Source organism: Coxiella-like endosymbiont (genome assembly GCF_024730665.1).
Lineage (GTDB): Bacteria > Pseudomonadota > Gammaproteobacteria > Coxiellales > Coxiellaceae > Coxiella.
The window spans coordinates 123427-139263 of sequence record NZ_CP084737.1 but is presented as its reverse complement, the minus strand read 5'-3'; the positions used below and the strand labels follow the sequence as shown (position 1 = coordinate 139263).

The following is a 15837-nucleotide window of genomic DNA, read 5'->3' as shown; positions in this document are numbered from 1 at the left end:
CATTACGGACCTACTTATTGCACCCATTTTACTTTTGTCAATCGACTATATATGGTCTGGCATAAAACGCATTTCTTATTCAGGTCTAGCAATCTTATATCGCATAATTGATATCATGCGAGCTGACTTTTCAGGTTCGCCGAAAATAGCAATTACAATATTCCTGCCCACGATTCGTGATGATCTGAATTAAGTCTTCTCTTATAGCAAAAATACTTACACTTGCCCAAAAAAGTTCGATCATAACTCCGAACTATACTCTATTATTGATATAATGTTTGACAGAGCATTACCATCTAGAGTCAAGATCTCCTTACCAAATCGATATCCGACTTGGATCGCCCCTTATTTAAAAACTGTAGTCCTTATTAAACTGTAGTAAATAGAAGCGTTTTCTGCGTCGTAGATAGATTTCCGCATTATAACTTTAAAAAAGCAACAAGCACGGTGGTCATCAAGCAGCGACATCGAAAAACAAAAGAAAAATAAAAGATAAGTAGCTTCTAGGTGATAGGATTATGCTCCACGGCACACATTGTAGAGAAAGAATCATTAGCCTTATCAGAAAGCAAAAGTTTTTTAAGGTATAAAGCGGGTTTTTATCTGCTCATAAGGCATAAAAACCTAAAGCTTCTTGAAAAATGGTGTAGGTTTAGTGGAAGGACAATTAAATAGCTATTTTACGAGCAATGATAGCTAATTGCCTACATGTAATGAATCACTGCTTCGCCAAATTGTGAAGTGCTGACTCCCTTAGTCTTATCCATTAAACGGGCAAAATCATAAGTCACTATTTTATTTTCAATAGCGCCTTCAATACCTCTGATAACAAGATCAGCAGCTTCGTTCCACTTTATATAACGCAACATCATTTCTGCTGACAAAATCAACGAACTGGGGTTAACTTTGTTCTGTCCAGCATATTTTGGCGCAGTTCCGTGAGTAGCCTCGAAAACCCCAATGGTATCACTTAAGTTAGCTCCAGGTGCAATACCAATACCACCTACTTCAGCAGCAAGCGCATCAGAAATATAATCGCCATTTAAATTCAAAGTGGCGATCACATTATATTCATCTGGACGTAATAAAATCTGTTGTAAAAAAGCATCAGCAATAACATCTTTAACAATAATATCTTGACCGGTTTTTGGATTTTTGAGAGTATGCCAGGGGCCGCCGTTGAGCGGTTTTGCTCCATACTCTTTAATAGCTACCTCGTAACCCCATTCTTTAAAGGCTCCTTCCGTAAATTTCATTATATTACCTTTATGAACCAACGTTATGGAGTTACGATTATTATCAATGGCATATTGTATAGCACGGCGTACCAGACGAGTCGTTCCTTCCTCAGAAACGTGTTTAATGCCAATACCTGTTGTTTTAGGAAAGAAAATTTTTTTACACCCATGTCCTTTTGAAGAAAGAAAATCAGCTTTTTCGCCTCAGGGCTTCCCGCCGGCCACTCGATTCCAGTATAAATGTCCTCCGAATTTTCCCGGAAAATCACTATATTGACTTTTTCAGGCATTTTAATAGGACTAGGGACGCCGTTAAAATAGCGAATAGGACGAAGACATACGTAGAGATCTAAACCTTGTCTCAATGCCACGTTCAAAGAGCAAATACCCCTACCAACAGGAGTCATAAGCGGCCCTTTTATTGCAATTTGAAACTCTTCAATAGCTTTCAATGTTTCGTTAGGCAACCAAAAGTCACTTCCATAGATCTTTGTCGCCTTTTTTCCAGCATAAATTTCCATCCATGCAATTTCGAGTTTTCCTTCATACGCCTTATCCACTGCTGCATCCACAACTTTTTTCATAACCGGGGTGATGTCAACCCCAATACCATCTCCCTCAATAAAAGGAATAATTGGGCGTTTAGGCGACTTTCCTTTGCTGATTGCAATCTTCTCACCTCCTATAGGCACTTTAATATGTTGATAATTCAAGAAGTTACTCCTATAACAATTAATAAAGTTCAGTCAACGGTTTATTACTCTATCTCCGTCATCTATCGTCAGACGCGGGGGTAAACCTACCGAAGCAATGTTACGAAATCAACGTGCATCTTTCAAATCAAAAACTTCCTGATGTTTATTATTGTGAGCGGAACTGGGCATTAATGTTACCAGATTTCACTAATTGCACGTGAGTGATGTCTTCTTGAAGAGTCTTCAGCCTTATATTTTTACACTGCTTTCTATTAAGTGCATCACAGTAAGTGCATCACAGAAGAATTTTTTGAAAAAAGGTTTAGCATTGATTTAGTGCCCGGAGCCGGAGTTGAACCGGCACGGGATTAACTCCCGAGGGATTTTAAGTCCCTTGCGTCTACCAATTCCGCCACCCAGGCAGAGATAGGCAAAATTTCCGCCTAATTTTATAGGCTGGAGTCGGGATCGAACCGGCGTACACGGCTTTGCAGGCCGCTGCATAACCACTCTGCCACCCAGCCATGTCACAAAGGGCGGTCAATCCTATCCCACTTTCCAATTTGACTCAACTAAATTTTAAGAAAACCGTTTTTAACTTTTTATTCGACTTACCGTTGTCCTGCACCAAATAACCAATGTAAAAAGCCAGCGCATCTTTTAAAAAACCATAAAAAGACTAAATGGATACATTTTCTAAAATGACAGCCCTCTTTTTTTCTCTATTTTGTTAGATTATTTACTTTTTTATCCGCCTCCACATAATTGACCGCCCTCGTCGAGGCACTGCTGTGCTTATTGTACCACACATGATTTCGGATCATGTGACAGGCTCAGCTTATTCAAGCTCCCTTATATAAACCGTAGATCCAGAATCAGAGATTTACAGCAAGACACATTGAAACATTTCCTATTGTCTCATGTCAATCTAGACCATTCCTTTTTATTTTATCTGCAAAGCAGACTTCAGATTATATCCAACCATTAAAAAAAAATTTTACATTATCGTATTTTTAGAAATAAAAATTTGGATGATTCTCCACTCTTAGCTAGAAAATGTCCCAACTAACGGTATATCGTTCACTCCCCACTCATATCAAAGGCGATTCTGTGCCAATAGATCGGTAATTTTGCCCGCATCTTGCTCGCTGTTCTTTTTAAAAATAAATTATAAATTCCACCATAAACACTCGTTGCTTTACTTTACATAGCGTAACTAAAATCTTTGAAAGTTTCAATAAATAAGTATCTTTTTTGTTGATGCTAAAGAAGAAAGATATTGATTTAACTTATATTATCTTAGTTTCTCCATTCTTTTTTGCATCAGAAAGGCAATCAATTTTCTAGGGTTTTAGTTTTATAACCTCTCTTGATTTTTTGTGTTATAAGACTCAATTCACTAAAAATAAAAAATGAAAATTAGAAAAGGATGCGGTTGAAAAATTTGGAGCGGGAAACGAGACTCGAACTCGCGACCCCAACCTTGGCAAGGTTGTGCTCTACCAACTGAGCTATTCCCGCGCTCATAGCCGGAGGGAATTCTTAAGGTTTGACTTCCAAAACTACAGACTACAAAATCCAGCCTGATTATTATTACTATTCACGACGCATTGTCAAGTCTGGCCAGGCAACTTTTAAATAAATAACCATCGTCCAAACTGTCAATATCGCAGCAATCCAGAACAGAATGACTCCACTTGTCAATACAAGCCGATGTGAATTTGGCGTATACCATATCAATAGGACTAAAGCGACCATCTGTAAAACTGTCTTGATCTTTGATAAAAAAGTAACAGCGACACTCATTCGCTTGCCTAATTCGGCCATCCACTCGCGTAGCGCTGAAATAATTATTTCCCGACAAATAATAATGGCACCCGGAATTGTCAAATAAGCGACATAATCATTCCTAACGACAAACATTAAGGCAACACTCACCAATAATTTATCAACCACTGGATCTAAAAAAGCACCAAAATCAGTCATCTGAGATAAACTTCTGGCAAGATACCCATCGAGCCAATCAGTGATTGCGGCCAGTATAAAAACAATCGCAGCCACAGGATGAGCCCAGCGAAAAGGCAAACAATAAAAAAGGCCAAAAACAGGGATAGCAGATAAACGAAGAAGCGTAAAAAGCGTTGCGACATTCATATCGTCAGATTCTACGGTGATTCACTTAGACGTCAAGCGAAAGGGCTTCATAAACCAATTGTGCCAGTTTTCGATTAACGCCAGCCACCCTGGTAATTTCTTCAACGCTCGCTTTTCGAAGTTCTTGTAACCCTCCGAAATATGTTAATAATTCTCTTCGACGTTTGGGACCAACTCCTTTAATATTTTCTAAAGAAGATTCTATGCGGCGTTTTATGCACTGAGCACGATTGGCCGTAATCACAAAACGATGGGCTTCATTACGGATTTGTTGAATCAGATGAAAAGCAACATTATCTGGCGAAAGATGTATCTCTTCAGGATACCGCCCACCAATAAAAAGTTTTTCTAATCCTGCTTTTCGGCCAAGCCCTTTTGCTACTGATAGTAAAAAAACACCACTCACTTGTAACTCTTCCAGTACCTCTACTGCTTGTCGAAGCTGACCTCTACCCCCATCAATCACCAATAAATCTGGCAACATTCCCTTATTTTCCTTCAAACGCGTGTAATGTCGGACTAATACTTGCCGAAGCGCACCATAGTCATCTCCAGGCTGAACATCAAAGATATTAAACCGCCTATAGTCTTTCTTAATGGGACCCCTAACCCCAAAAACTACACAAACCCCTACCGTTGCTTCTCCCGAAATGTGACTAATATCGAAGCCTTCAATCCGAGAAAGAAGGTTCGGTAATAGCAATGCTTCTTGCAACGCTTTAAATTTAACAATAAACGTATTTTTCAGGGCCAGATGCTGAGAAAGTGCTTGTTTAGCATTAAGCACGGCCATGTGCTGCCATTGCTTATAAGGTGTACGTTTCTGGTCACTAATTGTCAATGACCGATTCAAACCAGATGCCAAGGCACCTTGAATCCACAATCGATCAGTTAAGCGTTCACTCATCACAATTCGTTCTGGAATGTCACCATTTCGCAATGGACTTAAATAATACTGAGGAATAAATTCAGACAATGCTGTCGATAAATTAGTCCCTTCCGGCATGATAGGGAAAAAGCTTTATGCCCGATAATTCGGCCAGAGCGAATGGATAATATAATCAAGCTAACCTCACCGTCCAATTCCACGGCACCGATCACATCGATATTACCCTTGCCGCTTATAATAAATTGTTGCTTTTGTAACTGACGCAACTGTTGGATTTGATCTCGATAATGAGCAGCTTCCTCAAAAGCTAAGTCTTTGGAAGCGACTTCCATTCGCTCGGTTAGTTTATTAATTATTTGCTCATTTTTTCCTTCAAAAAACAAAATGGCGTCCTCGACCTGACGGCGATAATTTTTTCATCCACATATCCAACACAGGGAGCTGTACAGCGTTTAATTTGATACTGTAAACAGGGTCTGGATCGACTTTTAAAAAAAGAATCTTTACATCGGCGTAGTTTGAATAATTTTTGAATAAAAGCAAGATGTTCTCTCATAGAACCCACACTAGGGTAAGGGCCAAAATAATATCCCGACGCCTTTTTGCAACCACGATAAAAATCTAAACGCGGAAATTTTTGATGAGTAGCAATATAAAGATAGGGATACGATTTATCATCGCGAAGCAAAACATTATAACGCGGACGAAATTGCTTAATGAAATTAGCTTCCAATAAAAGTGCTTCATTTTCATCACGGGTAATGGTAGTTTGAATAGCACACATCTGGGCCATCATAGCCTGGGTTTTAGGATCTAGTTGACGATGGAAATAACTGCTTACCCGCTTTTTTAAATTGCGTGCTTTACCTACATAAATGACTTTCCATTGCGCATCCCGAATTTGATATACACCGGGATTTCCAGGCAATGTACCGAGTAGTATTTTAAAGTCCAAAAAAGTCATAGGGAGTTTGTACTTTCCTCTAATATGAGGCTTCTAGTAGCAAGTAGAGTGTTAATGTGAGCATATCTTAATTAACGTATTAATTCATGTTCCTACATAAAATATATCAAAAGGAAATCTTTCTTTATCATTAGCTTGATGAGAAGCTATATTTGACAGAACGCACACAAGATCATGATTATTAAATCACAAAACTTTTATCACACAATTATTCCTTTATTTACTTTTTAAGTTTAATGAATGCGATTTGATGAGAAAAGCTTTATTTTTCAATAGCTTTAGAGATATAGAAGCTCTGATATCTGGTGAATTCTTAAATACGTTAAAATTTTTCCTAATGATTTTTAGTAATTTTTAAAATGCAAACTCCTAGAATCAAAGGCGCAGCTAACCTCTTTCAGACATTGATCCAGAAGCAAAATTCTAGAGTATTGCCGTTCATTGATCATTAAATTATCTAAAATACTTTAAATATAGCTTCAGTGAAGTGGCTATAGGTAATAGCGATTGGCTAGGGATACGATAGATTTGTCGTTTTTAGAAAAGTCGAACGTAACGAAATAAAGAAAATGAATTTGATGTTTTAAGGGAAAATGGAAACTCCTTATGGTATGCTAGAATGGAAGACGTGGTGAGATTCATGAGCAACGTCTGTATTTTATCTGTTCGAATATTGGTGTCCTAAATTATCTTACCTGAGCCAAAATAAATTAAGTCTAAAAAGCCATATACTGGACAAGGTTTTGGCATTTTGTTTTGATGAAACCTTGGGTTTTATTGATTGCTCACTAAAAATATATTGATATTAACCTTAAGAATTCATTAGTTTTTATAAAGAGTATCCTAAAGTAAAATCTACTGTCTTTTTGCAACGTTAAGCTAGAGCGCGTCAGAATCGAATGAACCTATCGAATTCATGTGTATCTCGCCGTAATATTTTTTAAGCAGCCTTAGAGTGAAATTAGTTATCCATCAACGGAAGACCCGAATCTGATATCTTTAGCAGTATTAAGGAAATTTCTCCCTAAAGCCATGAGCAAGTTAAGTATGATTTTCAGGTATCATGATACTCAATTAATCATATTTTTATTTCTATTATTGATAAATTTGAATTTTTGCTTACCAGTCATTTAGTTAGCTGATAATTGCTTAACTTTTTTCTAAATTGGCGGAGAGAGAGGGATTCGAACCCTCGATGAAGCTTTCGCCCCATACTCCCTTAGCAGGGGAGCGCCTTTGACCTGCTCGGCCATCTCTCCCAAATTAAGGCTAGATTATCTTTTTATGAATACTTCTAAAGAAACATCCTTCCTTAAGAAGAGAAGAATAATATCATCCTAGGATATAGAAATAAAATTACGTATTTTGACGCGCTTAAATTGTAATGAATGCTCACCGGGCAAGGGTGCGTTAAAAACTACAAATCAAAATTAACTACCTTTTTGAACTTATTGTTAAGACTCCCTGAAGTGTGTACTTCTTGCCCGCATAACTGATGTAGATAGTTAGTGAGTTTAGTTAGACTCGATAGTCTCTTCGGCAGTTTGTCCTTATGACTTCTCTGATTTTTCTTCTTGAATCCGTTTATAAATTTCTTCGCGATGAACGGAAATTTCTTTCGGTGCATCTATCCCAAGACGAACTTGGTTCCCTTTAATTCCAAGCACTGTCACTTTGACAGTATCTCCGACAATCACCGACTCACTAATACGTCTTGTTAGAATTAACATATTTCTTTCCTCTTCTAAACATCAAGTAATTTTTTTAGCCCAAGCTATAAAAACGCCATACCCACATTTTAATACCCTTTTATGAAAAAGTAGGGCTGATCTAGTCTGAAGGCTGAATGGAGAGTACGGGCACCAAGATCAATAAATTTCTCGTCAATTAACGCCGAGATCTTAATTTCCGTTGCTGTAATTAGATGAATATGGATCCCTTCCTTACCTAATGCGCTGAACATCTGAGAGGCAATGCCAGCATGAGAACGCATACCAACGCCTATAAGAGAAATCTTAGCCAAAGAATCACTACCCAATACCTCTCGCGCATTCAGCTCAGAAGCTACTTGCTTCATAATTAAAAAAGATTTATAATAATCATCGCGTTGTAACGTAAAACTAAAATCAATTTTAGTATCAATCGTGGGTTCATTTTGAACGATCATATCAACTTCGATATCCGCTTTACTGAGAGGACCCAAAATATAACTGACCAATCCTGGCCTTTCTGGTATACCCTGAATGGTGAGCTTTGCTTGTCGTCGCTCAAAAGCAATACCAGAAACTAAGGGTTGCTCAGCTGAATTATGCTCAAAAGTAATTAACGTTCCTGGTCCTTTTCGTAAGCTCGATAACACGCGTACTGGTACTTTGTATTTACCGGCAAATTCGAGACAGCGATTCTGTAAAACTTTTGCTCCTAAACTGGACATTTCCATCATTTCGTCAAATGTAATTTGCGGAATGCACCGAGCTCGTGGAACTACTTTGGGATCACTGGTATAAACCCCATCAACATCAGTGAAAATTTGACACTCATCGGCTTGCAACGCCGCTGCCAATGCGACTGCAGTGAGGTCTGAGCCACCACGCCCTAAGGTTGTGATCTCGCCCATCTCACTAATCCCTTGAAAACCAGCAACAACAGGAACACAACCAACTTGCAAATCGTGACACAAAATTTCCAGATCGATATCCACAATGCGTGCTTTTTTGTGTTCATTAGTCGTGTGCAAACGAATTTGTGCGGCTGTATAAGAACGTGCGGGACAATTTCTTTCCTGTAAGACCATACTCAGTAATGCAGCTGAGATTTGCTCGCCGGTTGAGATAAGAGCATCGTATTCGCGCAAATTAGAATCGGAAATCGTTTGAGCTAATTTAATAAGGCGATCTGTTTCGCCATACATGGCGGAAACTACTGCCACTACGGCATGCCCTTCTTGGCGCGCCTTAGAAACAATTCGGGCTACGTTTTGAATTCTCTCTATATCCGCAACGGAACTTCCACCAAATTTTTGAATAATCAATGACATAAATTATTTTTTCCAATTCACCTGATTCGGGTTTCAATCCATTCAGGAATGGATTGAAACGCCTCTTTTAATCGCTCAGGAGAATTATCGCCACCTCCTTGTGCCATATCCGGCAAGCCACCGCTACGTCCTCCGATTTTTTCTGTGATGGGCATTAACAATTCCGTAGCATCAAAATAGGCTAAACAATTTTTAGTAACTCCCGCCACTAATTGTACGCATTCACCTTCTTCAATGGCTAATACAATTGCTGCTTTTTCCAATTTCTGTTTTAATTGATCTACAATAGACCTTAAAGTATTGCGGTCAACCCCGTCTAATTGAGCAGAGAGTACTTTTATTCCCCGAATATCTACCACCTTTTTCGACAAACTTTCTAATTTCTGTTGAATTATTTGTTGTTTTAATTTTACTAATTCTTTCCGTCTCTTATGATGATCTATTAACAATTGATTTAACTTCTTAACCAAATCGTTTCTATTTGTTTTGAGTAAATCACTTAATGTCTGCAGTTGTTTTTCTTCAGATTCAATATACGCTAGGGCTACTTGTCCAGTCACTGCTTCGATACGTCGAACACCGGACGCACAACCTGACTCAGAAATGATTTTAAAAAGACCGATTTCTCCCGTTTGTTTAGTATGTGTCCCTCCACAAATCTCTATCGAGAAATCTCCCATCTTAAGCACTCTGACTACTCCTCCATATCGCTCTCCAAATAATGCAAGCGCCCCTGATTCCTTTGCTTTTTCTGGCGTCATCAACTTTACGTTTGAAACCAAATTAGCTTGAATCTGTTGATTAATTAGTCGTTCCACTGTATGCAATTCTTGCTTTGTCATCGCTTTAGAGTGAGAAAAATCAAATCGCAAACGCTTAGCCTCCACTAATGAACCTTTCTGTATGACATGCTTACCTAATACGCGTCGCAAAGCTTCATGTAATAGATGCGTAGCTGAATGGTTTCGCATAACATCCAAACGCGAAACATCAACTTTAGCATGAACTTTTTGTTTCACTTGCAATTGTCCCTTAATAACTTCCCCTAAGTGCAAATGAACAGTTCCCTGCTTTTTAGTATCTTTAACGCGAAAATAACCCCCTCAAAAAATAAGTAGCCCTGATCACCGACCTGACCACCTGATTCTGCGTAAAAAGGTGTGCGATCCAATATAACCATTCCATTTTTACTTTCGGACAAAGTGCTAGCTGGTTTGCTGTCTTGTAGCAACGTAGTCACATAAGCTTCAGATTCAAACGTCTCATAACCAACAAACTCCGTTTTACCACTAATATATACTGTTTGTGTATAATCAATGTTAAATTTCTGAGCTTGCTGCGATTGTTTACGTTGATGTTCCATAGCCTTCTCAAAACCTGCATAATCCATCGAAAATCCTCGCTCTCTAGCAATATCAGCGGTCAAATCTGGAGGAAAACCAAACGTATCATACAACTGGAAAATTACCTCACCTGGTATTTTACGCGATGATAATTCCGACAATTCATGATCTAAAATTTTAAGACCTTTTGATAATGTTTTAGAAAATTGTACTTCTTCTTGCTCGATTACTTGTTCAATTAAAGATTGAGCTTTAGGAAACATCGGATAAGCATCACCCATGACCTCAATCAGCGGTTCTATTAATTCATAAAAAAAGGGTTCTTGTCGTCCTAATTTATATCCATGGCGAATCGCACGTCGAATAATCCGTCGCAAAACATAACCCCGTCCTTCGTTTGAAGGAACAATACCGTCACTAATAAGAAAAGCTACGGAACGAATATGATCAACGATAACACCCATGGACGTGTTGTGAAAATCATCTTTTCCCATTAGCTTACCTAACACTTTTAGTAAATGCTGAAATAAATCAATATCATAATTGTTATGAACCCCTTGCATGACCGCAGCAATGCGTTCCAATCCCATACCTGTATCCACACAAGGCCTTGACAAAAGGTGTAATTTTCCGCTTAAGTCCCTATTATATTCCATGAAAACTAGGTTCCAAATCTCTATATAACGATCACCATCAGCATCTGAGCCTCCTGGAGGATACCCAGCTACGCTTGGACCATGATCATAAAATATTTCTGTACAAGGCCCGCAAGGTCCTGTCTCTCCCATTTGCCAAAAATTATCTTTCTCACCACAACGAGCAAAGCGAGTAGGATCTACTTTCATTTCTTTTAACCAAATGGACTCACTTCGAGAATCATTACGAAATACTGTCACCCACAAACGTTCTTTCGGTAGCTCCAAAACTTCCGTTAAAAAGCACCAAGCATATTCAATTGCTTCACGTTTAAAATAATCTCCAAAGCTAAAATTCCCCAGCATTTCAAAAAAAGTATGGTGGCGCGTGGTATATCCCACATTTTCTAAATCGTTATGCTTTCCTCCTGTGCGCATACAGCGCTGTACAGAAACAGCACGTCGATAAGGGCGTACCTCAGTTCCTAAAAATACATCTTTAAATTGCACCATACCTGAATTAGTGAATAGCAGGGTTGAATCGTTTGTTGGTATCAATGAACTACTTGGAACAAATTCATGATCTCGTTGTCCAAAATAGTCAGTAAATATTTTTCGCAATTGATTGCTATTCAGATATTTCGACATTTCTTTCCATAAATCTTATCCAAGTAATAACATACAGCATTAAACCACCGGCATTAAAAAACACATCTAAACTCCCACCAAAATTATTCATCCCGAAGTATATTACGATTAACCAGTGAATGTGGACGCCCGCCCCACTACTGAACCCCTTCTGCCATAACGTCACAAAGCTAGCGTTCCGTTCTAATGGGATTTTACTTACAAGAACTGACGACCTTTATTTTAATCCACACTCTGAACATTCACACCGTGCTAGAAACAAAAAGAGCATGATTGCAAAATTTGCAAATCATCCTGCAACAATTTCTTCAAGAGTCTAAGGGCTCTTTCAATAATAATTTTTCACGCAAATGACCTTCAATTTCTTCTGCGATACGCAAATTTTCCCTTAAAAATTGACGAACATTTTCTTTACCTTGACCAATGCGCTCCCCATTGTAAGTATACCAAGCACCTGCCTTCTCAACGAGGTCATTTTTAACGCCAAGATCAATTAATTCGCCTTCCCGAGAAATACCAAGCCCGTAGAGAATATCAAATTCCACTTGACGAAATGGCGGCGCAACTTTGTTTTTAACCACTTTAACACGGGTCTCGCTACCCAGAATTTCTTCCCCTTTTTTAATGGAACCAATGCGACGAATATCTAACCGTACAGAGGAGTAAAATTTAAGTGCGTTTCCACCCGTTGTGGTTTCAGGATTGCCAAACACTACCCCAATTTTCATACGTATTTGATTAATAAATATTACTAAGGTATTAGATTTTTTTATATTTACAGTCAATTTACGTAATGCTTGTGACATCAAACGAGCTTGCAAACCTATATGGAGATCACCCATATCACCTTCGATTTCCGCCTTGGGTGTTAACGCCGCTACAGAGTCAACGACAATCACATCGATGGCTCCCGATCGCACTAACATATCAGTAATTTCTAAGGCTTGCTCGCCTGTATCTGGTTGTGATACCAATAATTCATCTACTTTGACTCCTAGCTTTTCAGCGTATGCCATATCCAACGCGTGTTCAGCATCCACAAACGCAGCTGTACCTCGTGTTTTTTGACACGAAGCTATAGTTTGTAAGGTAAGTGTTGTTTTACCAGATGCTTCTGGTCCATAAATTTCTACTACACGACCACGAGGCAACCCACCGACTCCCAATGCAATATCTAAACCTACCGAACCGGTTGAGATAACTTCAATATCTCGTACGAGACCGGGATCTCCTAACCGCATTACTGACCCTTTTCCAAACTGACGCTCAATTTGCGATAAAGCGGCACTCAACGCTTTAGTGCGATCTTCCATTCCTGGCTCCCTATATCGTTTAAACAACAATAAATTCTAATAAACATTAACATTAAGTTATTATTCTTAACTCATCCTGAAATTTATCAACTCCGCTATTATGCCGGTCAGGCCACAGAAGGTATTCCATAAACAAAAGATACCGAATGGTATTCGTCATCTATTTTCAACTAATTCAATTAACCATTTTAGCGCATAAGCGGTCGAAGAATCGCGTATATTTTTGCGCCCGCTTTCAAAAAAAGACTTTTCGACATTCCATAAAACCATCATCCTTTCTTGCAATAACAATCCACACCGCGTGCCGATGGGCTTTTTTTGCTCCACCGCTCGGTCCCGCAATACTTGTAATGCCCACAGCAATATCTGCGTCACTTCGCTCTAGCACACCAAATGCCATTTTACACGTTACTGCCCTACTTACTGCGCCTTCCTTTTCAATTAGTCCAAAATTGACACCGAGACATTTTATTTTAGATTAATTTCTATACGTAACAAATCCACAATCAAACCAGGCTGAACTACCTGGAACGCACGTAATGATCCGACAAAATCCCCACCCGTACACGATTCCGACGCAGCTAATTTAAGTCCTTTGGCCTTTAAATAAAAACCTAGTCGACGGCTTAAGTGATAACTATTAAGATCCATTTTTAATTCCTCGGAGGAACATTATCAGCTATCTTCCCACTAAGCGAGAATTCAAAATATCACAATATTCCTTGAGTATCACCAAGACCTTCACTAGGCCTTTATAAATATGGATTTCACAGAAAATATAGATACGAACATCCAAACACAGTGCGTTAATATCCGAGTATTAAAGCAGCAATACCCCGTCTCTTGTTGTTTATCGTATTGGATTTTTATAAATTATTTTATGATGATACTAAATGTGTTGCTACGCCCTGTCATACAGTGTGCACAAAAACTAGAAGTACTAGAAAATCAGATAGCCTTAGGACTCTCTCCTGTAAAAAGTAAATTTTTCTGATGATTGATCCCGTCTTGAAAGAAAATATATCAATGGATTTACTGCCGAAAAAATGATCAAGCTCTACCTACATCCAATGTTGCCATTATTGTTCCTAACTACGATGCAGAACCAGCATACGGAACATCATTGGAATCTATTTATATGGATAAAATTAATTGTCGAGGATAGCAGTATAGGATTAGTACAGTTACCAATTAACGAACTTCCTATCGTTATACTTAAAAATCCTCTTAATCAAGGCAAAGTTGCCAGTTTAACACGGGGCTATATGTTCAAACACTCAATATTCGTGCTACCATTTGCCATTTGCATAGATTCCGATAGCAGCATAATCACGCAGACATTCCAAAACTTTTAAGTGCTACATAGTTGGAGAATACTCGGATCATATTATTATCGGTCTACACACACAAAAACACAAAAAACAGAAAATGCACCTATACAAACATCGCCGCTGCGCTAATTAATGTAATCTCCGATTTCTTATAGGTAGTAGATTATCGAATTATCGATATCTAAATTTAGTTAGATCATCGACTGTATCCACTCTGTTTTTACGAGCTTGCTTATCTCAACTCCATTCACAATAGTTTACTTCGACTATCCTTCTATCTCTTTCAATTTTACTATCCCCAAAGGATTCGCCCTAGTTACTGCAAGCCCTTTACTGATATAGTAAAAATCACCTTAAATAGTGACCTGGCAATTATTAAGTCTTGGTTTATATTTTCCAGGACTTTATCGAACATTATTTAAAAATAGATAAACTGATTTGGTTTCTATACACTGCAAATCATCATCTCGCTTTATTCTAGTGCAAGCAACCACTCCAGAATGAGTCGCTGATTTACTGTATGAAGCTCTTGTAGTGCGCTTTTGTACATTACATCATCAAATGTGTGGCTAGATCACTGTTTAACCAAATTCCAGAACTAATTCTCTGGCGGAGGATTTTATTCCTCCCAGGTTTGATTACCGCTCCTTCTCCGTCAGTTGTTAATTCCCTTTAAAATCTGTGATACTGCTCACGCGAGCACTCCTAGTTTTGCAAAGCCTTGTAGTCACTGTCTGTACGCACTCGATAAAGGTATGGATATAAAAATTAAAAGAAATAGTAAGAGGCAACGATGCAAAAACAGTGAGATCCAAGATCCATGCAGGCTAAAACTTCGCCTAATAAGGGATCATAGAGGGATAAACAATCAAATAATTTTACAACCCCTAAACTCTTTCGTGCCTAGCTAAACTAATTTATATCGCGCCGCGGAGCCCTATCTGGTCCGTGCCAATATTTTTTGAGTGCGGTCTCCTCTTTTGACTATTCGTCTCGTCAGTCGGTACTGTTTCTTTTCCCACTACTAACGCTAATTTTTTACGTAATTCTAATTCTATTTTTTCAAAATCTACAATTTCTTTAAGCGGTGGTAAGTCAGTTAAATCTTTCAAGTTAAAATAATCCAAAAAATATTTAGTTGTGCCAAACACACTGGGCTTTCCAGGCATATCCCGATATCCCACTACTTTGATCCATTCTCGATCTAATAATTTTTTCATGATAGCTGAGCTTACTGATACACCTCGAATTTCTTCGATTTCCCCGCGGGAAATAGGTTGACAATAAGCGATGAGTGCCAATGTTTCCAATAAGGCATGAGAATATCGGACTGGTTTTTTCCAACACAGTCGCTGTAACCACGAAGAAAAATCCGTTTTGACTTGAAAACGATATCCGCTTGAGACTTCCTGTAATTCTACACCTCGACCTAGATACTCTTCTTTGAGTACAGATAATAAGTCTTTTATTTCAGCTATCGAAGGCAAATCATGTTTGTCAAATAATTGTCGTAATTGATCTATCGTTAAAGGTTTGGTAGAAGCAAATAATGCTGCTTCAAGAATGGATTTTTGATTGACTTTAATCATG

8 protein-coding genes, 4 tRNA genes and 3 pseudogenes are annotated in these 15837 nt (G+C 38.4%); 1 reads left to right on the top strand and 14 read right to left on the bottom strand.

Annotated elements, in window-relative coordinates; all coding sequences use genetic code 11:
• Window positions 1-704: 704 nt before the first annotated feature.
• The 13 genes and pseudogenes from icd to LG660_RS04475 form a co-directional block, all read right to left on the bottom strand.
• Window positions 705-1975: pseudogene (gene icd, locus LG660_RS00570) on the bottom strand (NADP-dependent isocitrate dehydrogenase).
• Between the two features lie 295 nt (window positions 1976-2270).
• A tRNA-Leu gene (locus LG660_RS00565) sits at window positions 2271-2355 on the bottom strand.
• A gap of 31 nt (window positions 2356-2386) precedes the next feature.
• A tRNA-Cys gene (locus LG660_RS00560) sits at window positions 2387-2457 on the bottom strand.
• A gap of 921 nt (window positions 2458-3378) precedes the next feature.
• Window positions 3379-3454, bottom strand: a tRNA-Gly gene (locus LG660_RS00555).
• Between the two features lie 75 nt (window positions 3455-3529).
• A complete protein-coding gene (gene pgsA / locus LG660_RS00550; RefSeq protein WP_258267480.1) occupies window positions 3530-4087 on the bottom strand; it encodes a CDP-diacylglycerol--glycerol-3-phosphate 3-phosphatidyltransferase in 558 nt (185 codons plus the stop codon).
• 25 nt (window positions 4088-4112) lie between these two features.
• Window positions 4113-5940 (bottom strand): annotated as a pseudogene (gene uvrC / locus LG660_RS00545) (excinuclease ABC subunit UvrC).
• A gap of 1166 nt (window positions 5941-7106) precedes the next feature.
• Window positions 7107-7199, bottom strand: a tRNA-Ser gene (locus LG660_RS00540).
• A 291-nt stretch (window positions 7200-7490) separates the two neighbouring features.
• Entirely contained in the window at window positions 7491-7670 is a 180-nt protein-coding gene (csrA, locus tag LG660_RS00535; protein WP_258267479.1) for a carbon storage regulator CsrA, read from the bottom strand.
• 68 nt (window positions 7671-7738) lie between these two features.
• Window positions 7739-8977, bottom strand: a complete 1239-nt coding sequence (locus LG660_RS00530) for an aspartate kinase (protein WP_258267478.1) — start codon at window positions 8975-8977, stop codon at window positions 7739-7741.
• Window positions 8978-8994: 17 nt separating this feature from the next.
• Window positions 8995-11591, bottom strand: a pseudogene (gene alaS, locus LG660_RS00525) (alanine--tRNA ligase).
• Between the two features lie 320 nt (window positions 11592-11911).
• Window positions 11912-12916 carry a recombinase RecA gene (gene recA, locus LG660_RS00520; RefSeq protein WP_258267477.1) on the bottom strand — a complete coding sequence of 335 codons (1005 nt, stop codon included), beginning with the start codon at window positions 12914-12916 and terminating at the stop codon, window positions 11912-11914.
• Window positions 12917-13151: 235 nt separating this feature from the next.
• Window positions 13152-13358: a CinA family protein gene (locus tag LG660_RS04480; protein ID WP_444861390.1), complete on the bottom strand. Its 207-nt coding sequence runs from the start codon at window positions 13356-13358 to the stop codon at window positions 13152-13154.
• A gap of 26 nt (window positions 13359-13384) precedes the next feature.
• Entirely contained in the window at window positions 13385-13567 is a 183-nt protein-coding gene (locus LG660_RS04475) for a hypothetical protein (protein ID WP_444861384.1), read from the bottom strand.
• A 168-nt stretch (window positions 13568-13735) separates the two neighbouring features.
• Between LG660_RS04475 and LG660_RS04370 the strand changes: the two genes are divergently transcribed.
• A complete protein-coding gene (locus LG660_RS04370; protein WP_373566711.1) occupies window positions 13736-13900 on the top strand; it encodes a MutS N-terminal domain-containing protein in 165 nt (54 codons plus the stop codon).
• 1264 nt (window positions 13901-15164) lie between these two features.
• Here the strand turns inward: LG660_RS04370 and scpB are convergent.
• Window positions 15165-15836, bottom strand: coding sequence for an SMC-Scp complex subunit ScpB (scpB, locus tag LG660_RS00510; RefSeq protein ID WP_258267476.1), 672 nt, complete (start codon window positions 15834-15836; stop codon window positions 15165-15167).
• Window position 15837: the final 1 nt, after the last annotated feature.

Excerpts from the sequence above, each read along its gene's own strand:
- pgsA (WP_258267480.1), bottom strand. The coding sequence starts at position 4,087 with ATGAATGTCGCAACGCTTTTTACGCTTCTTCGTTTATCTGCTATCCCT.
- csrA (WP_258267479.1), bottom strand. The coding sequence starts at position 7,670 with ATGTTAATTCTAACAAGACGTATTAGTGAGTCGGTGATTGTCGGAGAT.
- LG660_RS00530 (WP_258267478.1), bottom strand. The coding sequence starts at position 8,977 with ATGTCATTGATTATTCAAAAATTTGGTGGAAGTTCCGTTGCGGATATA.
- recA (WP_258267477.1), bottom strand. The coding sequence starts at position 12,916 with ATGGAAGATCGCACTAAAGCGTTGAGTGCCGCTTTATCGCAAATTGAG.
- LG660_RS04475 (WP_444861384.1), bottom strand. The coding sequence starts at position 13,567 with ATGGATCTTAATAGTTATCACTTAAGCCGTCGACTAGGTTTTTATTTA.
- scpB (WP_258267476.1), bottom strand. The coding sequence starts at position 15,836 with ATGATTAAAGTCAATCAAAAATCCATTCTTGAAGCAGCATTATTTGCT.